We start from the raw sequence: 20,716 nt of genomic DNA, 5'->3' as shown, positions 1-20,716 counted from the left end.
CAGCCCCTTTCGTTCGTGGTGGAAGGATGTTTTACTGCTGTTGTTGCTGCTGGTCCTGGGTGTCAACGTTCGTGCGCAGAAGTTCGAGGGGCTGGCTGCTACCCCGCAGATTGCCGCCACCGATCCGCATGTGGCGCGCATGGGGCGGATGGAAGTGCGGCCGGACGGCGGCGTGCGGTTCAGCTATCCCGGTGTGAGCTTCTTCCTGAACTTCGAGGGCACGCGGTTGAGCGCCATCGTGCAGGCCAGCGGCGAACAAAACTATCTGGACGTGATCGTGGACGGCGCGGCGCGCAAGCTGCATCTCGACAAAGGCGCGCAAACGCTGGTGCTGGCGCAAGGACTGGCGCCGGGCAAGCACGCGGCGCAAATTGTCAACCGCACCGAGACCTGGCAAGGCATCGCCATGCTGCTGGGCTTCGATACCGATGGCAAATGGAACGCGGCGCCGCAACTGCCAGCCCGCAAGCTGCTGTTGCTGGGCGACTCCGTCACCTGCGGCGCGTCGATAGACCGCGTGGCCGGCGAGAAGAGCACGCCGGCATGGAGCGATCCGCGCGCCTCCTACGGCATGCTGATGGCGCAGCGGCTCAACGCGCAGGTGCAGCTGGTGTGCTACGGCGGCCGTGGCCTGGTCCGCACGTATGAAGGCAAGACCAATGAGCTGAACCTGGGCGAGTTCTACGGCATGACTATACCCACGCTGAACGACGCCGTGAAGTGGGACCAGCGCGAGTATCGTCCGGATGCGATCCTGGTCGCCATCGGCACCAACGACATGACGCTTGGCATACCGGAGCGCGAGCAGTACGTGCAAGCCTATGTGTCGCTGGTGCGCACGCTGCTGACAGATCATCCGCAGGCGCAGATCATGCTGACCGAAGGCGGCATCCTGCGCGATGAAAAACAGGCGGCGCTGCGCAGCTATATCGCCGAGACGGTGCGCCGCGTGGACGACCAGCGCGTGCACGCCATCGCGTCCACCGGCTATCCCGGCGATGCCACCGACGGCCATCCGACCAGGGAACAGAACATCAGCATCGTCAACGACCTGCTGCCGCAGGTGCGCGCGGTCATGCGCTGGTAAGGATGTGGCCTAACAAAGGCGCCAGCAGCACCATCAGCACACCGCTGAAGATCATGGTCAGGCTGGCGACCGCGCCTTCCTGCGGACCGATCGAGCGCGCCTTGCTCAAGCCGAAGCCGTGGGCCGCCGCGCCATACGGCGCACCGCGCGCGATGCGCATGCGCAGAGGCAGGCGCGCCAGCAGCACTTGTCCCAGCAGGATGCCGAACAGGCCGGTGATGATCACGAACACGCCGGTCAGCTGCGCCGAACCGCCCAGGTGGCGCGTGGCCTCCAGCGCAAACGGCGTCGACACCGAACGCGCCAGCAGGCTTTGCGCCATGCTGCCGTGCAGGCCAAGCAGGCGGTCCAGCAGCAGCGTGCTGCCCAGCGAGGCGACGATGCCAGCCACGCTGCCCAGCGACAGCGCCAGCCAATGCTCCTTCACCAGCTCACGGTACTGGTAGATCGGCAGCGCAAACGCCACAGTCGCCGGACCCAGTAACCATGACAGCCAGCGCGTGTCGCCAAAGTAGACAGGGAAGGGCGTGGACGACAGCTGCACCACCGCGATCAGCACCGCCGAGGTGGCGATGGCCGGCGTCAGCCAGATGCGCGGATAGCGCTTGTGCAAAGCCACGTTGGCGTAGAACAGAACTAGCGTCAGCAGCAGGAACAGTAGCGGTTTCATGCCGCCGCCCGTGCTTCGCGCAAGCGGCGCAGTTTGCGGCCGCGTTCAAAGCGGCACACCCATTCCACGGTGAAGGCGGTAGCCAGCATCACGCAGATAAAGCCGATGCCGATGGCGGCGAACAGGCGCAGGCCATCCTGTTCCAGCAAGCCGGTGAACTGCACCACCGACACCACCAGCGGAATAAAGAACAGCAGCATGTTCGACAGCAGCCAGTCCGCGCCATGCTCGATGGCGGACGGACGCAGCACGCCGCTTTGCAGCAGCAGGACCATGATGATCAGGCCGACCACGCCGCCGGAGAAGGGCAGGCCGGACCACGCCGACAGGCGGTCGGCCGCGTACCACGCCGCGATCAGCCCCAGAACCTGCGCCAGTGTGTAGACAATACGTTTCATGTTGCCATTCTAGGTCGCGGCCCATAAAAGATAAAATGAATTAAAATTATTAAAATCATTCTGAATTGGAATAGTTCATGGATATCCGCGCACTGCGCTATTTCGTCGCCGTGGTCGACCAGCAGAGCTTCAGCCGGGCGGCCGAACAGCTGCACGTGACCCAGCCCACCGTCAGCAAGATGATCCAGCAGCTGGAACTGTCGCTGGACCTGACCTTGCTGGAGCGGGTCGGCAAGCGCTTCACGCTGACCGACGCCGGCAACGTGGTGCTGCAACGCGGCCGCGCACTGCTGGCCATGCACGAAGAGATGGGCGTCGAGCTGGAAGACCTGCAGCAGCTGCGGCGTGGCGATTTGCGTCTGGGCGTCACCCAGCAATCGCACGCGCCGCTGGCGCCGTTGCTGGCGGCCTACCACAAGCGCCATCCGCAGATCGAGCTCAAGCTGTTCGAGGGCGGCTCGCAGGGCATCGAGGCGGACCTGCGCAGCGGCGTGCTGGAAATGGGCACCATGCTGGACCACCCGTCCAACCAGGCGGCGTGGCAGGAGTTCGATTCCTTTCCGCTGCTGACGTCGCCCATGTGCCTGCTGGCGCCGGGCGACTCGGCCTGGCGCGGCAAGCGCGGCGTGCGGCTGCGCGAACTGGCCGACAGCGCCTTCATCTTCTACGGCGAAGGCTTCGCGCTGAACGACATCATCGCCGACGCCTGCCTGCGCGCCGGCTTCACGCCGCGCATCAGCGGCCGCAGCGGCCAGTGGGATTTCGTCGCCTCGCTGGTGCGGCTGGGCGTCGGCATCACGCTGCTGCCCAAGGTGTTTTGCGACACCCTGGAGAAGGGCCAGTTCACCGTGGTGAAGCTGGAGGAGCCGGCGCTGGACTGGAAACTGATGCTGGCCTGGCGGCGCGGCGGCCACCTGTCGTTCGCCGCGCGCGCCTGGCTCGATCTGGTGCGCAGCAAGGCCGCCTAGCCCTTCACCCCGCCAATTGTGGCTTCACGGTCACAAGCCTGTAATTTCTCGCGTCGTTTTGTAAAGTTTTGCAAGCTGAACTTGCGGACTTGCCGTGGGCGGGCGAGGCATAACGCCGGCTTCGTAAAGAAATGTAAGCGCTGCAGCATTGTTAAAAAATACATTCTCAATAAAATCATATAGTTATGAGATTTTCCGGGTTGCTGGCCGTGCAAACTTGGCACTGCTAGCATGACTCATCGATAACCCGGAGGAGACCCATGCAACAACTTAAGCCGAACCCGAGCAGTAGCGACTCGACGCGCGCGGTCGTGGTCGGGATGCTATTCGTCGGACTGCTGTTTTTTATTCTCGGCTTCGTCACCTGGCTGAACGGCTCGCTGGTGCCGTTCCTGAAAATCGTCTGCGGCCTGAACAACTTCCAGGCGCTGTGGGTCACCTTCGCGTTCTACATCGCCTACACCGTGATGGCCATGCCGTCGGCCGTGGTGCTGGGCAAAATCGGCTACAAGAAAGGCATGACGCTGGGCCTGGCCATCATGGGCGCCGGCGCCTTGCTGTTCATCCCGGCGGCGCAGAGCACGCATTACGAACTGTTCCTGGCCGCGCTGTTCACGCTGGCCAGCGGCATGACGCTGATGCAGACCGCCATCAATCCCTACATCGTCTGCCTCGGCGCGCGCGAAAGCGCGGCCATGCGCATCAGCATCATGGGCCTGTTCAACAAGGGCGCCGGCGTGGTGGTGCCGCTGGTGTTCTCGTCGCTGATGCTGGCCGATATCGACAGCTTCTCGCACACCGCGCTGGCCACGCTCGATGACGCCGGCCGCGACGCCATGCGCGCCGTGCTGGCGCAGCGCCTGATCTTCCCGTATGCCTGCATGGCGGCGGCGCTGTTCGTCATCACCGCCTTCATTCACTTCTCCAGCCTGCGCGAGATTCCTGCCGAAACCGACGGCGAGGGCGACAGCGGTCCGCTGGCGCGCAGCGGCGTGCTGCAGTTCCCGCAGCTGGTGCTGGGCGCGCTGGCGCTGTTCGGCTACGTCGGCGTGGAGGTGATCGCCGGTGACACCATCGGCCTGTACGGCCACGAACTGAACGTCGCCAATTTCGGCGTGCTCACGTCCTACACCATGTTGTGCATGGTGCTGGGCTACCTGATCGGCGTGGTAGCGATTCCGCGCTACCTGTCGCAGCAGCATGCGCTGGTGCTGTCGGCGCTGGCCGGCCTGCTGCTGACGGTCGGCGTGGCCACCGGTTCCAGCCACAGCAGTGGCCTGTCGCAGGCCTTGCTGGGCTGGAGCGGCGTGCCGCCGGTGCCCGACACCGTCATGTGCCTGGCGCTGCTGGGCCTGGCCAACGCCATGGTGTGGCCGGCCATCTGGCCGCTGGCGCTGCAGGGACTGGGCCGTCACACCGCCAGCGGTTCGGCGGTGCTGGTGATGGCGATTTCCGGCGGCGCGGTCTTGCCGCTGCTGTACGGCCGCCTGTCGGACCTGGCCAATCCGCGCGCCGGCTACTGGCTGATGCTGCCTTGCTATGCGCTGATCCTCTGGTATGCCGCCGGCGGCCACAAGATACGCCACTGGCGCGGCGCCGCCACCCCGCAATAACGATTCACGATCGCACCAAGCCTTTTTACTGTTGTCACCAAAACCAGGAGTAATCAGATGTCCCTATTGAGCACAAAAAAAACGATTATCAGTATGGCCGTCGCCGGCGCCTGCAGCTGCATCGCATGGCCGGCGCTGGCCCAGCAAGACAGCGCCGCAGCGGCGCCGGCCAGCAAGGACGAAGTACCCGAGGTGGTGGTGACGGCAACCCGCCATTCGACATCGCTGCTGAAAACGCCGGTGTCGATGACCGCCGTGACGCAGGACGAACTGACCCGCAAGGGCATCACCGACATCCGCGGCCTGAGCGGCGAGGTGCCCAACCTGCAACTGGGCAGCGCCACCGACGGCAGCTCGGGCGTCAAGATCTCGATGCGCGGCGTCAGCAGCAATGACTTCACCGAAATCGGTAATCCGGCGGTGAGCCTGCACGTCGACGGCATCTACACGCCGCGTCCGCAGTCGGCGCTGGCGCTGCTGTTCGACCTGGAGCAGGTGGAAGTGCTGCGCGGCCCGCAGGGCACGCTGTTCGGCCGCAACGCCACCGGCGGCAGCATCAACATCATCCCGGCCAAGCCGCAGTTCGGCGTGAACGAGGGCAACGGCACCTTCACGGTCGGCAACTACAACCTGCGCCAGGTGGCGGCTGCGCAGAACATTCCGATCAGCGACAACTTCGCCATGCGCGCCACCATGATGGCCATCAAGCGCGACAGCTACCTGAACCAGCAGCAGGACTTCTACGCCGCCAACTTCCCGTCGCTGGGCATCACGCCGGCGCGCGACGCCGCCGGCAACATCATTCCGGACGTGGACCAGCGCCACAACGTGCCGGTCGGCGCCGACAAGGCCTACGGCAACAAGAACGAATGGGCGGCCCGCCTGCAGGCGCGCTGGAAAGCCACCGACACCCTGGAATGGCTGGGCGCCTATGAGCGCTACACCAACAAAGGCGCCGGCGACATCGCGCTGAAGGACTGCCAGATGGCGGCCGGCACCGCCTACGCCTGCCCGGGCGGCCAGTGGGACGTCAAGATCAACGTGCCGGGTGAGCTGAACTGGAGCATCGACACCTGGCGCAGCCGCCTGACGTGGAATCCGCTGCCCAACGCCACGGTCGAATACAACGCCTCGTACTCGGTGCAGAAGCGGCGTCAGATCCGCGACGGCGACGCCGGCTACCAGCCGATCGAGTCCGACATCAACATCTATGGCGGCGTGGTCAACGACACCGCTACCTTCACCAACTCGTCCAAGTTCAAGACCACCGTGCAGGAGCTGCAGCTGCGCGGCGAAGCCGGCGCCCTGCGCTACGTGACCGGCCTGTTCTGGATGCACGAGAAGAATGCCATCGAATTCGGCGAGGACGATATCTCGTCGATGGTGCAGGCGCCGGGCCAGCCGTACAACTACCTGTACAGCCAGACCGACCGCCAGTCCGATTCGAAAGCCGTGTTCGGCCAGGTGGACTGGGGCTTCGCGCCGAAATGGAATCTGACCGTCGGCGGCCGCATGACGCGCGATGTGCGCGAGGACAAGGACGGCAAGTTCTACGACTCCGGCACCGTCAGCGACCCGTACTCCTACTTCAACGGCCAGTACACGCCGGTGGCCGGCCAGTACTTCAACAGCTCCAACCTGAAACCGGGCATGGGCAGCTACTACGGCATCGCCGGCCTGAATCCGGCCATCGTGCCGGATATCAGCAACAACAAGGATTCGTGGAACAAGTTCACCTGGCGCCTCGGCATGAGCTACCAGCCGACGCCGCGCGACTTCGTGTTCACCTCGCTGTCGACCGGCTACAAGGCCGGCGGCTTCAGCGACAAGCAGAACATCTGCGCACGCGGCCTGAACGGCAACTGCGCCGACATGACGCCCGGCCCGCACTACACCTTCCTGCCTTGGAAGCCTGAGACCCTGACCAACTTCGAGGTCGGCTACAAGGGCCGCATGCTGGACAACCGCCTGTCGGTCTCGGCCACCGCCTTCCACAGCCGCTACAAGGACATGCAGATGACCGGCGCGGTCCAGATGGGCAAGATCATCCCGACCATCCCATGTACGGCCGCCAACCCGGCCTGCGATGCGGCGGTCCTGTACGGCACCACCAACGCGGCGTCGGCCAAGATCTCCGGCCTGGAACTGGAAGGCAAGTACAAGCCATGGTCGGGCGCCGAGATCAACTTCTCGGCCTCGCACCTGCACGCTGTCGTGACCTCCTATCCGGATTACGTTCAGACCTGGCGCGACGTGCCGTGCGCACCGTTCCGCGAAACCTACGGCGTGCCGGCCTGCGTGCGCTACACCGGCACCGACCCTGCGCTGATCGGCAAGTTCCCGGCCAACGTGGTGGGCAACCGCCTGCCGAACGCGCCGGACAACAGCGCCCGCATCGAAGGTTCGCAGGAGTTCGTGCTGCCGAACGCCTATGTGCTGACGCCGCGCGTGTCGGCCCGCTGGCAGGACAAGATGTACTTCAGCATCCAGAACCTGGACAACCCGCACATCGGCAATATGCAGAAAGCCTACGCCACCTATGACGCCTCGCTGCGCCTGACGGCGCCGAGCGGCAAATGGCACGCGGAGCTGTACGTCAACAACCTGAGCGACGTCTTCGCCAAGAACAATGCCCGCATTGTCGATCCTGGCTACGTCATCGCCCAGTACAACGATCCGCGCATGTTCGGCCTGCGCATCGGCGCGGAATGGTAAATCGTCGTTAAACCCAAGGGAGCATGGCATGAAGAAAAATCTGAGTGGTGTGTGGACTGTGGCCGCCGGCGCGGCATTGATGGTGCTGGCCGCTTGCGGCGGCGATACGGCGGACAGCGCGCCGCAGCAGCGGCAGACGATGGCGGCGGCGGCGGCGGCGGCGACTACGGCGGCGGTGACCAGGTCGCCGTGGCCGGTGTGGTCGGGACTGGATTTCCCGTACAACGAACCGCCGCTGGCGGCGGCGCCCGCGGTCACCTTTGGCGTCTCGCAACTGACGCAGTCGGCCACCCAGACGATCTTCAGCGGCTCCCACACGCTGCCCGCGGGCAGCGTGCAGAACTACCGCATCGGCGTGTTCCTGCATAACGATGTGTTTTACTTCCAGGCCGACGCGGTGGTCAGCATCGCCGCCAACGGCACCTTCACGGTCACGCTGCCGCGTTCGGTGGGCGCCGCCGACCGCGCCGTGCTGGCGCTGTATCCCAGCACCTACAATCCGCTGTCGGCGTCCAACTGCAATGCGACAGCCGCCACCTGCAATGGCGTGATCACCACCACGACCAAGCTGTCGCTGCCGGTCACGCCGTCGGCGCTGACCGCCTACACGGCCGCCTATTTCCCGGCCGCGACCAGCTCCGCCAACGCGCAGATCGCCGGCCTGCAAAGCATGATGAACACGCCGCTGATCAGCGGCGGCCCGTACGGCGACGGCCGGCTGATCCGCAGCTTCCGCGACATGGACTCGGCCTTCCTGTACGACCAGGCGCTGGCGGTGATCGCCTTCAGTCAGGCCGGCGACCAGGCGCACGCCGACCTGATCATCAACGCCATGGCCAAGCTGCAAGGCGCGTCGGGCGCCTGGGTGTTTTCCTACCTGACCGATGGCGAGGACGGCAATCCCGGCGTCGACATGCGCATCGCCGGCTCCAACGCCTGGTTCGGCATGGCGCTGAACGCCTACCAGAAGGCCTTCGCCAGCACCAAATACCTGGCGATGTCGACCAGGCTGCACAACTACCTGGTTGGCGAGCTGGTCAACGTCACCATCAACGGCGTCAGCCGCAAGGGCCTGCGCTTCGCGCCGACCAACTACGTGGCGGGACGCAGCGGCATCTTTGCACTGGAGCACCAGCTCGACGCCTACGCCAGCATGCACCAATACTATGCGCTCAACGGCGGCAGCCAGTACCTGACCGCCGCCAACAACCTGCGCAGCATGTCCGAGAGCCTGTGGAACGGCACGCGCTTCCTCGGCGGTTTCGACGCCAACACGCAGACGCTGAACACCAGCGAGCGCTATCTCGATAATTATTCGTGGTCGCTGCTGGCGCTGGGCAACACCGGCAGCAGCGGCCAGAACTTCGCCGCCGCGCTGCCGGCCATGTGCGACTACTTCAACGTCGCCGGCAAGCTGGATTACCCGTCGCGCAAGGTCACCGGCGTGGTCGGCTTCTACGACGTCATCTACGACAACGTGCCGTCGTCGGCGCCGTTCGTCTGGAGCGAGGGCAGCCTGGGCGCTGTGATGGCGATGCGCCAGGGCGCCGCCAGCATGACCTGCGCCGGCAACACGGCCGGCGACATCCTGGAATCGATGAACTACATGGTGGACAAGCTGCACAACATGCCGTATGCGACGCAGAACAGCAATGCGGACTTCACCAGCTCCGGCAGCGTGGCCGGCACCGCCTGGCTGTACTACGCCAACCAGGGCAAAAACCCGTACGCGCATTATTAACGCAATGCTAAGATGGGCGCAGGCCCAGCCAATATCAACAGGAGACAGACAGATGCCATTACGCCGGATGCTTCGATACGCTTTGCCGTTCGCCCTGTGCGCGGCGACGGCCGCCGACGCGGGCACGCTGGTGATCGAAAGCTGGCGGGTGGACGACAAGACGCTGTGGGAAAAAGTGCTGATCCCCGCGTTCGAGCGCAACCATCCAGGCATCGAGGTCAAGTTCGCGCCGACCGCGCCGACCGAATACGATGCCGCCCTGGCGGCGCGGCTGGCGGCCGGCAATGCCGGCGACCTGATCGCCTGCCGGCCGTTCGATGCGTCGCTGTCGCTGTACCAGAAGGGGCACCTGGAAAAGCTGGACGGCAAGCCCGGCATGCAGAATTTCGCGCCGACAGCGATGCTGGCGTGGCAGACCGACAACGGCAAGGACACCTTCTGCATGCCGGTGGCGTCGGTCATCCACGGCTTTTTGTACAACAAGAAGATCTTCAAGCAGCTGGACCTGCAGCCGCCCAAGACGGTGGCGGATTTCTTCACCGTGCTGGACGTGCTGAAGAAGGCCGGCGTCACGCCGCTGGCGCTGGGCACCGCCGAGCAGTGGGAAGCGAGCCAGATGGTGTACACCAACATCGGCCCGAATTTCTGGCGCGGCGAGGAAGGCCGCAAGGCGCTGATCAGCGGCAAGGCCAGGCTGACCGACGCGCCGTATGTCGAGGCCCTGCAGTTCGAAGCGCGCATGGGCGGCTACCTGGGCAGGAACGCCAGCAGCCAGACCTACGGCGACAGCCAGGCGCAGTTCGCGGCGGGCAGGGCGGCGATCTATCCGACCGGCTCGTGGGACATCGCGCATTTCAGCCAGACGCCGGGCCTGGAGCTGGGCGCGTTTGCGCCGCCGGTGCGCAGGAACGGCGACCCGTGCTTCATTTCCGACCACATGGACCTGGGCATCGGCGTCAACCGCAAATCGAAGAACAAGGACGACGCCTACAAGTTCCTGGCGTGGGTCGGCTCGCAGGAATTCGCGAACATCTATACCGACCGGCTGACGGGCTTCTTCACGCTGTCCAACCATCTGATCGCGGTGCGCGACCCGGTGGCCAAGCAGATGGCCGAGTGGCGCAACAGTTGCGCCTCGACGATACGCTTCAACGCGCAAGTGCTGAACCGTGGCCAGCCCAGCATGGAAAGCGAACTTTGGAGCATCAACGCGCAAGTGTTGAATGGCAGCCTGGCGCCGAAGGAGGCCGCCGCCAGGTTGCAGAACGGTTTTGCCAAGTGGTACAAGCCACAGCAAAAGTAGTGTCACACTTTATCCCTCCCCTCGATGAGTGTGAATTTTTGGACCGGCGCCGGGCGCGGCGCCGGTCGTTTTTTGGCTGGATTTGGAGAGACTCTTGGATAATCGAAAACTATATGGCGCCTGCGCGCTGACCTCGCTGCTGCTGATCGCGCCGCTGGTGCAAGCCGCCGCCGACAAGGCCGTGCCGGCGCAGCAGTCGCCGGCGGCGCTGAACGACCACGCCAGCGGCGCCCGGCTGCAGCTGCGCTGGGAAGTGCAGCGGCCGCTGTTCACCGCGCAGTCCACCCGCACGCAGACGCGTTTTATCCTCACGAACAAGGACAGTCGGCCATTGCCGGCGCAAGGCTGGTCGCTGTACTTCAACTGCATGGACGGCGTGGAAACCGGTACGCTGCCCAGCAAGCTGGTGATCGAGCAGGTGGCGGGCAGCCTGTTCCGCCTGCGCCCGGCGCCGGACTTCGCCGGCCTGGCGCCGGGACAGACGCTGGACATCGTCTACTACCATCCGGGCCTGATCATCAAGATGGCCAAGGCGCCGATCGGCCCCTACCTGGTGTACGACGCCGCGCCCGACGTCGGCACCGCCATCGCCGATTTCCAGCTGCTGCCGGTGACGCGGCCGGAGCAACTGGACAAGGGCAATAGCGGCGCCGCACCGGTGGTGACGCCGCAAGATACCTATCGCCGCAACACCCGCGCCGACCTGCTGCCGGCAGCCGAGGTGCCGCTGGTGCTGCCGACGCCGCTGCACCTGCAGGCCGGCGCCGGCAAGCTGGCGCTGACCGCTCGTCCGATGGTGCAGGCGGCATCCGCGCTGGCGGCCGAAGCGGCGCTGGCGCGCACGCTGTTCCCGGCCAGCCTGGCGGCCGGTGGCCCGGCGCTGCGTCTCGACGTCGGCAAGGTGGACGGCCAAACTTCGCCGGAAGCCTATACCCTGAACATTGACGCGGGCAAGGGCATCGCCATCGTCGGCAACAGCGCCGCCGGCGTCGCCTACGGCCTGCAGACGCTGCGCGACCTGCTGCCGCTGCCCGGCGCCGGCGCGCTGTCGCTGCCCGAGGTGAGCATCACCGACGCGCCGCGCTTCGGCTATCGCGGTTTCCAGCTGGACGTCAGCCGCAACTTCCAGAACAAGCAGGTCGTGTTCAAGTGGCTGGACCTGATGGCGCGCTACAAGCTGAACAAATTCCACTTCCACCTGACCGAGGATGAAGGCTGGCGCCTGGAAATCGCCGGCCTGCCGGAGCTGACCAGCATCGGCGCGGTGCGCGGCCACAGCGCCAAGCCGGGCGTGCGCCTGCAGCCGGCCTACGGCTCCGGCCCGGACGCCAGCGATCCGCACGGCAGCGGCTACTACAGCCGCGCCGACTACATCGAGATCCTGCGCTACGCGGCGGCGCGCCACATCGAGGTGATCCCCGAAATCGAAATGCCGGGCCACGCGCGCGCGGCCGTGCAGGCCATGGAAGCGCGCTACCACCGCCTGAAAGCGGCCGGCGGCAAGGACGCCGACAAGTACCTGCTGAACGATCTGAACGACCGCTCGGTCTACAAGTCACCGCAGCTGTACAACGACCATGTGCTGAATCCTGGCCTGGAGTCCAGCTTCACCTTCATCGAACACGTGGTGACGCAGGTGGTGGCGCTGCACCGCGAGGCCGGCGTGCCGCTGCACACCATCTACATGGGCGGCGACGAACTGCCGAACGGCGCCTGGGAAAAATCGCCGGCCGCGCTGGCGCAGATGAAGAAGCACAATCTGGAAACCAGCGCCGACCTGTGGGACTATTTCTACGACCGCGTCGACGGCATCCTGCACAAGCACGGCCTGTTCACCTCCGGCTGGGAAGAGATCGCGTCGCGCAAGACCATGCTGCGCGGCCAGCACAAGCTGATCCCGAATCCGCGTTTTACGCAGCGCGGCTTCAGCGCCTATGTCTGGAACAACACCGAGGGCGCCGAGGATCTGGCCTACCGCCTGGCCAATGCCGGCTACGACATCGTGCTGGCGCCGGTGACCAAGATGTATATGGACATGTCGTATAACCCGAACCCGGACGAGCCGGGCGTCAACTGGGGCGATTACGTCGAGCTGGATACGGTGTACGACTTCATTCCGTTCGACTACCTGAAGAACGCCAGCGACGCCCAGCGCCTCGGCAAGGACGGCCTGACCGACTACGGCAAGCGTCGCGTGCGCGGGCTGGAGGCGACGCTGTTTACCGAAACGGTGCGCGATCCGGCCCGCATCGATTACCTGGTCATGCCGCGCCTGCTGGCGGTGGCCGAGCGCGGCTGGGCGCCCGATCCGGCCTGGGCCACCGAGCCGGACGCCGCCAAGGCCGCCGCGGTGCACCGGCGCGACTGGTCCGGCTTCGTCAATCAGCTGGGCCAACGCGTGCTGCCGCGCCTGGACCTGGAGCAGGCCGGCGTGGCCTACCGCATCGCGCCGCCGGGCCTGCTGCTGGATGGCGACCGGGTGCTGGTCAACCATGTGCTGCCGGGCGTCACGCTGCGCTACACCACGGACGGCAGCGCGCCGACCGCCGCCAGCCCGCTGGTGACGGGGCCGATCGCCGCGCGCGGCGTGATCCAGGTGGCGGCCTTCGACCGCAACGGCAGGAGCGGACTGGTGGCGCGGCTGGAACGTTGATAGCAAGCAGCGCCGCATATGGCCGCAAGGCCCGCCGTCGTGTCCCCGCCGGCGGGCTTCTTCGTTATAATCAATTTTTTCTGCGGGATATTGAGTGATAGCGTCGATAGGAAAAGTAAGCTGGTTTTGCTACACGCATTGCTCCGATTGGTTACGCTTTCGTTCGCGCTTCCGCCGCCCGCAGACCCGGCGCGCCTGGGTGTTCGGCCTGCTGGCCGCGGTCTGCGCCGGCAACGGCGGCGCGCTGGCCGCCGCCCAGATGATAGGCGCCGCGCCATCGGCGGCCGCCGCCTCGCCATCCACGCTGCAGGTGCTGCACTGGTGGACGTCCGCCAGCGAGCGCAAGGCCGCCGACCTGCTGGCGGCGCGCATGGCCGAGGAACGCATCGACTGGCAGGACGCCGCGATTCCCGGCGGCGCCGGCCTGGGCGCCGGCAAGGTGCTGAAAGGCCGCGTGCTGGCCGGCGACGCGCCGGAAGTCACGCAGATCATCGGCGTTTCGATCGCCGAGTGGGCCGACATGGGCCTGCTGCTGGAACTCGACAACGTGGCCGCCGCCGGCAACTGGAACAGTTTTCTGTTCCCCACCATCCAGAACCTGATCCAGCACCGCAAGCACGTGGTGGCGGCGCCGCTCGGCATCCACCGCGTCAACACGCTGTACTACAACCGCGCGCTGTTCGCCCAGCTCAAGCTGGCGCCGCCGCAGACCTGGCATGAATTCGAGACGGCCGCGCAGCGCCTGCGCGCGGCCGGCGTGCAGCCGCTGGCGCAGAGCAGCGAGGCGTGGCAGGTGGCGGCGCTGTTCGAGAACCTGGTGCTGGCCGAGAGCGGCCCGGAATTCTATCGCCAGCTGTTCGTGCAGCGCAGCCCGGCGGCGGCGGCCGACCCGCGCACCGCCAACGCGCTGCAGCGCCTGCGCGCGATCAAGGGCTGGGTACGCGGCCAGCTCGACGAGCGGCCCTGGACCGAGGTGGTGGCGCAGTTCGCGCGCGGCCAGGCGGGCATGCTGATCATGGGCGACTGGGCCAAGGCCGAACTGACCGAACGCGGCATGGCGCTCGACCAGGACTACGGCTGCGCCGCCGCGCCGGGCACCGGCAACTACCACCTGTACAGCGTCGACACGCTGGCCATGTTCGCCGGCGACTACCGCCATATGCCGGCGCAGGAAAAGATGGCGCGGCTGCTGCTGACGCCAGCGCTGCAGGCCGACTTCAACGCCCTGAAAGGCGGCGTGCCGGTGCGGCGCGACGCCGACCCGGCGCGCATGGACAGCTGCGCGCGCGCCTCCTGGAGCATTTTCGGCAAGGGCGCGGCGGTGCAGGCGCCCAGCCTGGTGCACCGCATGGCCTCCGACGAGGCCAGCCGCGACGCCATCATCGCCGAGGTGCACCGCTATTTCCTCGACGACCGGGCGCAGGCGGCCGACGCCCAGCGGCGCCTGGGCGCCTTATTCCGACTATTCAATCTCAGAAGCCAAGGAGCGCCAGGTGCGCAAGATACTGATCGTAGACGATGACCAAAAGACCCGCGAGCTGCTGAAAACCTACCTGGAAAAAAACCAGTACGAGGTGATCCTGTCGCACAACGGCGAGAGCTTCCTAGCCGAGCTGCATGCGCACACGGACCAGCTGTCGCTGGTGATCCTCGACGTGATGCTGCCCGACACCGACGGCTTCGTGCTGTGCAAGCAGGTGCGCCAGGGATCGAATGTGCCGATCATCATGCTCACCGCCAGCTCGGACGAGACCGACCGCATCGTCGGCCTGGAGCTGGGCGCCGACGACTACATCGCCAAGCCCTACAGTCCGCGCGAGCTGCTGGCGCGCATCAAGGCCATCCTGCGCCGCAGCGCGGTGGAGACGCCGGCCGCGCGCTACTACCGCTTTGTCGGCTTCACGCTGGACCTGAAGGAGCGCAAGGTGACCGACAGCGCCGGCCAGCCGGTGGTGCTGACCGGACTGGATTTCCAGCTGCTCAAATACTTCACCGAGCATCCGGGCCAGATCCTCGACCGCAGCGTGCTGTGCGAGGAAACCCGCGGCCGCGACGCCGGCCCGCTGGACCGCTCGCTGGACGTGCAGATCAGCCGCCTGCGGCTGCGCCTGAACGACGACGGCAAGCAGCCGGCGCTGATCAAGACCGTGCGCGGCGCCGGCTATGTGTTCTCCGCCGACGTCAGCGTGTCCAGTGCTTAAGCGCGTCGGCGACAGGCTGCGGCGGCTGTGGCCGGCGTCGTTGCTGGGACGGCTGACGCTGGTGATGGTGGCCGGCGTGCTGGTGACGCAGCTGGCCGCCAGCGCGATCTGGGCCAGCCAGCTGCGCGCCAAGTCGCAGGTGGAGGCGCAGTCGGCGGCGCAGTACGTGGCGCACAGCGCGGCTGGCGCCATCCGCTTCTTCCGCAGCCTGCCGCCGGCCTACCGCATGCTGATCATCCAGCAGCTGCGCGAAATGGGCGGCACGCGCTTCTTCGTCAACCTGAATCATGCGTATGTGCCGATCACGCAGATCGCGCCGCACCCGCTGGCGCAAAGCGTGATCGCCACCGTGCGCGAAACGCTGAAGACCGATTTGCCGCATTCGCCGGGCTTCGAGCTGGCCTTCGCCTGGCCGGACCAACTGGTGGTGGCGGAGCACGACGTGCGCCTGAACGACCTGCCGGACGCCTGGGTGCAGCACGTGCTGCTGCTGCAACCCGATCCGGCGCCGATCCTGGTGATCCAGACCGAGATCGAGCCGGGCAACTGGCTGTACATGGCGGCGCTGATGCCCAATCCGTATTTCCTGAGCAGTAACGATCCGTTCGCGTGGGACCGGCTGACGCTGCAGGGCCTGTCGCTGGCGGTGGTGCTGCTGCTGTGCCTGCTGGTGGTGCGCTCGATCACGCGTCCGCTGGCGGCGCTGTCGGACGCCGCCGAAGCCTTTGGCCAGGGGCACGAGGAGGGCGCGTCGCCGCTGCCGGAAACGGGCAGCCGCGAGTTCATCAACACCGCGCGCGCCTTCAGCGCCATGCGCGAGCGCATCCAGCGCTACATCGAGGACCGCGAGCGGCTGTTCATCTCCATCTCGCACGACCTGCGCACGCCGATCACGCGCCTCAAGCTGCGCTCCGAGCTGCTGGACGACGAAGCGCTGCGCAACGAGTTCGAGGAAGACCTGGATGAACTGGACATGATGGTCAAGGGCGCGCTGCAATGCGTGAAGGACACCGACATCCACGAGAATCCGGCCGAGGTCAAGCTGGACGCCTTGCTGGGCCGGCTGGTGCGCAGCGCCCAGCTGGCCGGGCACGTGGTGGCCTACCAGCCCAGCGGCCTGACGGTGCGCGCCAAGCCGCTGGCGCTGAAGCGCGCCATCGGCAACCTGCTGGACAACGCGCTGTTCTACGGCGAGCGCGCCGAGATCGGCGTCAGCGAGGAGCCGGGCGCGCTGGCGATCGCCGTGCGCGACCACGGTCCGGGCGTGCCGGACGACGCTTTCGCCAGCCTGTTCGATCCCTACGTGCGGCTGGCCCATGGCCGCGAGCAGAACGACGGCGGCATGGGACTCGGCCTCGGCATCGCGCGCAGCATCGCCGAGGCGCACGGCGGCCAGCTGCTGCTGGAGAACCATCCGCAGGGCGGCCTGAACGCCGTCATCCGCCTGCCGGCCTGAACGCAACCACCACCTGAAAGGCGCTTCAATGACGATACAGCAGCAACGCTCGCAAGCCATCGACGTGCTGCGCGGCCTGACGGTCGCGCTGATGATCATGGTGAACATGCCGGGATCGCCGGCCACCACCTACGCGCCTTTCCTGCACGCCGACTGGCACGGGCTGACGCTGACCGACCTGGTGTTCCCGACCTTTATGTTCGTGGTCGGCACGGCGCTCAGCTTCACGCTGGAGAAGTACCAGGGCATGGGCGAGGCGGCGGTGCTGAAGAAGATCTGCACCCGCACCGCGCTGATCTTCCTGTGCGGCTTTTTGATGTACTGGTTCCCCTTCGTCGGCGTCGACGGCGGCTCGGTGAGCATGCTGCCGCTTTCCGGCACGCGCGTGTTCGGCGTCCTGCAGCGCATCGCGCTGGGCTACTGCGCCGCCGCGCTGCTGCTGCACTACAGCGGCGCCAAGGGCGCCGTCGTGTTCGCGCTGCTGGCGCTGTTCGGCTACTGGGCGCTACTGGCCGGTTTCGGCGACTACACGCTGGCCGGCAACGCCCAGCGCAAGCTGGACCTGCTGGTGCTGGGCGAGGCCCATATGTACCACGGCGAGGGCGTGGCCTTCGACCCGGAAGGGATACTCAGCACGCTGCCGTCCATCGTCAATGTGCTGGCCGGCTATTTCGCCGGGCGGCTGGTGCGGCGGCTGGGCGCCAGCTACGAGAGCATCGCGCGGCTGATGATGGCCGGCGCCGTGCTGGCGCTGCTGGCGCTGGCCTGGAGCAGCGTGTTCCCGCTGAATAAAAAGCTGTGGACCAGCTCCTACACCCTGATCACCATCGCCATCGACCTGGGCGTGCTGGCGCTGCTGCTGTACGTGATCGACCTGCGCGGCCAGCGCGGCTGGACCTACTTCTTCGAGGTCTTCGGCCGCAACACGTTGTTCATCTACCTGCTCAGCGAGCTGGTGGCGACCCTGTTCTTCCTTTTCCGGATCGGCGGCCTGTCGGTGTTCGACTGGGTCTACCTGAATCTGTTCCGGCCGTGGGCCGGGACGTACAACGGCACTTTGCTGTGGGCGGCGGTCTACATGCTGGGCTGCTGGCTGGTCGGCTACCTGCTGGACCGGCGGAAAATCTACATCAAACTGTAAAACCGCCGGGGAGGGCTAGTCCCCGGAATTGGTCGTCCAGTGCCCGTTTTGTGCATTTCGTCGCAATTCGGGGTGCTGGCTGCTGCCCGGCGGTTATGATTACTCATCAACATCAGAGGATTCGATAATGAACAAGCTTTTCCAGTTCGGTTTGCTGTTTGCCGCGTTTTGCGCATTGTTCGGCCGTGCCGAAGCAGCCGACGAGGTCACCGAGACGCGCATGATCACGATTGACGCCCGCGTGGTGCGGGTCAAGCTGGACGGCGTGATCGACGTCAAGCTGCGCCAGGGCGACACGGCCTCGCTCAAGGTCAGCGGCGAAAAGCGCTACCTGGACAAGCTGACCGCCTCGCAGAGCGGCGACACCCTGCACCTGGAGAGCGAGGCGCGCGGCATCAAGGTCGGGCGCTCCACCTCCCGCGCCGAGCTGATCCTGCCGAATCTGCGCCAGGTGGTGTCGGAAGGCGTCGGTTCGACCGAGATCAACGGTTTCAGCGGCGAACTGCTGGAATTGACCATGGACGGCGCCGGCAGCATGAAGGTGGTGGGCGACTACCGCGTGCTGAAGGCCAACCTGGGCGGCGTCGGCAGCATGAACCTGTGGATCAGTGAAAACGACGAGGCCGACCTTGACCTGCGCGGCGCCGGCTACATCACGCTGGGCGGTCGCAGCAAGTTGCTGAAAGCCAACCTGGGCGGCGTCGGCAGCCTGAACGCGCAGCAGTTCCAGGCCGAGTCGGTCGATGTCGACCTGAGCGGCCTGGGCAACGCCACCGTCAATGCCAAGGCCAACGCGACGTTGAACTTGAGCGGCCTGGGATCGGTCATTGTTTATGGCAAGCCGTTGAACCGCAACGTCAGCGTGGACGGCCTGGGCAAAGTCAGCTGGAAATAAGCTCTCCAAATAAGCACACCTTATATAACGCGATATGAAAAAATTCATACTAGCGATCGTCGTCGCACTAGGCTGGCAACAAGCCGCGATGGCAGGATTCGCCGAAGGGGCGACCGCGTACAACAACAAGAATTACGCGGTGGCGTTGAAAGAAATCCGGCCGCTGGCGCAAGCCGGCAATGCCGATGCCGAACATCTGCTGGGCCTGATGTACTACATGGGGCGCGGCGTGCCGCAGGATTACAAGATTGCGCTGGAATGGCACCGCAAGGCCGCGCTCAAGGGCAAGGCCGACGCCCAGTACGTGGTGGGCGCCATGTATTACACCGGCAACGCGGTGATCCAGGACCACAAGCAGGCGGTGGGCTGGTTCCGCAAGGCGGCCGAGCAGGGCCATCCGCAGGCGCAGCAGGTGCTGGGGCTGATGTACCGCTATCACATGGGCGGGGTGCCGCAGGATAATGTGATTGCTTATATGTTGTGGAACCTGGCGGCGGCGAATGGCTCGGCCAACGCGGCCGAGCAGCGCGGGCAGGTGGCGCGCGGCATGACGCAGGAGCAGATCGAGGAGGGGCAGGCCTTGTCGGCGGCGTGGAAACCGAATACACCGCTGCCGCAGAAGTCGCGGACGGGCGGCGGCTGATACCCATCGCGGCGCCTCCACCCACCAGCGACAGAGGGGTCTGACCCCATGCGGGGTCAGACTCCGCGACGGCTCGCCGTGCGGGAGAATTTTTCAAAAGGGCGCTGTCCTGTGACGGATCGCCGTGCGGGGTAAAATCGTGCTTTCCCTGAAAGGCACCCCATGCGCGCGATTGAAATCACCCAGCCCGGCCCGGCCGATGTCCTGAAACTCTGCGAACGCCCCATGCCCGTCGTCAAGGCCGGCGAGGTGCTGATCAAGGTCCACGCGGCCGGCGTCAACCGCCCCGACGTGTTCCAGCGCCAGGGCAATTACGCGCCGCCGCCGGGCGCGTCCGACATCCCCGGCCTGGAAGTGGCCGGCGAAATCGTCGACGGCGATCTGGACTACACCACCCTCGATATCGGCGACCACGTCTGCGCTTTGGTGCAGGGCGGCGGCTATGCCGAGTACGTTGTTGCACCAATACAGCAGGTTTTACCGGTCCCGAAAGGCTGGTCGATGCTCGAAGCCGCCTCAATTCCGGAAAATTACTTCACAGTCTGGAGCAACGTTTTCGACCGCGCCCAGCTGACCGCCGGCGAGACGTTATTGGTCCAGGGCGGCAGCTCCGGCATCGGCGTCACCGCCATCCAGCTGGCCAGCGCCATGGGCCACCGGGTGTTCGCCACCGCCGGTTCGGACGACAAGGTGGCGGCCTGCATGAAGCTCGGCGCCGAGCGCGGCATCAACTACAAAACCGAGGACTTCGGCGCCGTCGTCAAGTCGCTGACCAACGATCGCGGCGTCGACGTGATTCTCGACATGGTGGCCGGAGACTACCTGCCACGCGAGGTTTCCTGCCTGGCGGACGATGGCCGCATCGCCATCATCGCCACGCTGGGCGGCGGCAAGGCCACGCTCGACATGGCCCAGGTGCTGCGCCGCCGGCTGACCGTCACCGGCTCCACCTTGCGCCCGCGCTCGGTGGAATTCAAGGGCGCGATCGCCAAAAAACTCAAGGAACGCGTGTGGCCGATGATGGCCGAGCGCAAGCTCAAGCCGGTGATCCACACCGTCTTCCCGCTGGAGCAGGCCGCCGCCGCCCACGCGCTGATGGAGAGCAGCTCGCACGTCGGCAAAATCATGTTGCAGGTGATCTAAAGGCCAATTCGTTGTAAAATGCGTAGTAAATTTACGGTTTTGTTGAGCCGGGGCTACGCTTTGCCTGTTTGACCGTGCTTCTTTGCGCG

At 65.8% G+C, this 20,716-nt stretch carries 16 protein-coding genes; 14 read left to right on the top strand and 2 right to left on the bottom strand.

All coding sequences use genetic code 11. The annotated features are described in order from the left end of the window. Positions 1 to 40 precede the first annotated feature (40 nt). Positions 41 to 1,087: a bifunctional acetylxylan esterase/glucomannan deacetylase AxeC2 gene (axe2C, locus tag GJ698_RS24050; protein WP_229260146.1), complete on the top strand. Its 1,047-nt coding sequence runs from the start codon at positions 41 to 43 to the stop codon at positions 1,085 to 1,087. Here the strand turns inward: axe2C and GJ698_RS24045 are convergent. Both GJ698_RS24045 and GJ698_RS24040 read right to left on the bottom strand, forming a co-directional pair. Next, the gene (locus tag GJ698_RS24045; RefSeq protein ID WP_154360397.1) at positions 1,074 to 1,757 is read right to left on the bottom strand and encodes an LrgB family protein; all 684 of its coding nucleotides are present in this window, start codon (positions 1,755 to 1,757) and stop codon (positions 1,074 to 1,076) included. The genes axe2C and GJ698_RS24045 overlap by 14 nt on opposite strands. Further along, positions 1,754 to 2,155, bottom strand: a complete 402-nt coding sequence (locus tag GJ698_RS24040) for a CidA/LrgA family protein (protein ID WP_154360396.1) — start codon at positions 2,153 to 2,155, stop codon at positions 1,754 to 1,756. The genes GJ698_RS24045 and GJ698_RS24040 overlap by 4 nt, the downstream gene beginning before the upstream one ends. A 77-nt stretch (positions 2,156 to 2,232) precedes the next feature. Between GJ698_RS24040 and GJ698_RS24035 the strand changes: the two genes are divergently transcribed. From GJ698_RS24035 to GJ698_RS23975, 13 genes are all read left to right on the top strand, one after another. After that, on the top strand, positions 2,233 to 3,123 hold the full coding sequence (locus GJ698_RS24035) for a LysR substrate-binding domain-containing protein (protein WP_154360395.1): 891 nt from the start codon (positions 2,233 to 2,235) through the stop codon (positions 3,121 to 3,123). A gap of 260 nt (positions 3,124 to 3,383) precedes the next feature. Then, positions 3,384 to 4,736: a sugar MFS transporter gene (locus tag GJ698_RS24030; RefSeq protein ID WP_166454941.1), complete on the top strand. Its 1,353-nt coding sequence runs from the start codon at positions 3,384 to 3,386 to the stop codon at positions 4,734 to 4,736. Positions 4,737 to 4,829: 93 nt separating this feature from the next. Next, on the top strand, positions 4,830 to 7,451 hold the full coding sequence (locus GJ698_RS24025; protein ID WP_229260145.1) for a TonB-dependent receptor: 2,622 nt from the start codon (positions 4,830 to 4,832) through the stop codon (positions 7,449 to 7,451). Between the two features lie 28 nt (positions 7,452 to 7,479). After that, entirely contained in the window at positions 7,480 to 9,192 is a 1,713-nt protein-coding gene (locus GJ698_RS24020) for a hypothetical protein (protein ID WP_154360393.1), read from the top strand. A gap of 52 nt (positions 9,193 to 9,244) precedes the next feature. Further along, the gene (locus GJ698_RS24015) at positions 9,245 to 10,495 is read left to right on the top strand and encodes an ABC transporter substrate-binding protein (protein ID WP_154360392.1); all 1,251 of its coding nucleotides are present in this window, start codon (positions 9,245 to 9,247) and stop codon (positions 10,493 to 10,495) included. Between the two features lie 94 nt (positions 10,496 to 10,589). Next, a complete protein-coding gene (locus tag GJ698_RS24010; RefSeq protein ID WP_154360391.1) occupies positions 10,590 to 13,148 on the top strand; it encodes a family 20 glycosylhydrolase in 2,559 nt (852 codons plus the stop codon). 199 nt (positions 13,149 to 13,347) lie between these two features. After that, positions 13,348 to 14,670: an ABC transporter substrate-binding protein gene (locus tag GJ698_RS24005; protein ID WP_371865428.1), complete on the top strand. Its 1,323-nt coding sequence runs from the start codon at positions 13,348 to 13,350 to the stop codon at positions 14,668 to 14,670. Then, entirely contained in the window at positions 14,642 to 15,349 is a 708-nt protein-coding gene (locus tag GJ698_RS24000) for a response regulator (protein WP_371865427.1), read from the top strand. The genes GJ698_RS24005 and GJ698_RS24000 overlap by 29 nt, the downstream gene beginning before the upstream one ends. Further along, positions 15,312 to 16,805: an ATP-binding protein gene (locus GJ698_RS23995; RefSeq protein WP_154360390.1), complete on the top strand. Its 1,494-nt coding sequence runs from the start codon at positions 15,312 to 15,314 to the stop codon at positions 16,803 to 16,805. The genes GJ698_RS24000 and GJ698_RS23995 overlap by 38 nt, the downstream gene beginning before the upstream one ends. Positions 16,806 to 16,833: 28 nt before the next feature. Next, positions 16,834 to 17,946 carry an acyltransferase family protein gene (locus GJ698_RS23990; RefSeq protein ID WP_154360389.1) on the top strand — a complete coding sequence of 371 codons (1,113 nt, stop codon included), beginning with the start codon at positions 16,834 to 16,836 and terminating at the stop codon, positions 17,944 to 17,946. A gap of 127 nt (positions 17,947 to 18,073) precedes the next feature. Then, the gene (locus GJ698_RS23985; RefSeq protein ID WP_154360388.1) at positions 18,074 to 18,841 is read left to right on the top strand and encodes a GIN domain-containing protein; all 768 of its coding nucleotides are present in this window, start codon (positions 18,074 to 18,076) and stop codon (positions 18,839 to 18,841) included. Positions 18,842 to 18,875: 34 nt separating this feature from the next. Further along, positions 18,876 to 19,484, top strand: a complete 609-nt coding sequence (locus tag GJ698_RS23980; RefSeq protein ID WP_154360387.1) for a tetratricopeptide repeat protein — start codon at positions 18,876 to 18,878, stop codon at positions 19,482 to 19,484. A 162-nt stretch (positions 19,485 to 19,646) separates the two neighbouring features. Then, positions 19,647 to 20,627 (top strand): NAD(P)H-quinone oxidoreductase, encoded by a 981-nt coding sequence (locus GJ698_RS23975; protein WP_154360386.1) that lies wholly within the window; start codon positions 19,647 to 19,649, stop codon positions 20,625 to 20,627. The last annotated feature ends 89 nt before the right edge of the window (positions 20,628 to 20,716 follow it).

The sequence above is a fragment of the Duganella aquatilis genome, assembly GCF_009674565.1.
In the GTDB taxonomy this organism is placed as follows: Bacteria; Pseudomonadota; Gammaproteobacteria; order Burkholderiales; family Burkholderiaceae_D; genus Rugamonas; species Rugamonas aquatilis.
This window is presented reverse-complemented; position numbering and strand designations above follow the sequence as displayed.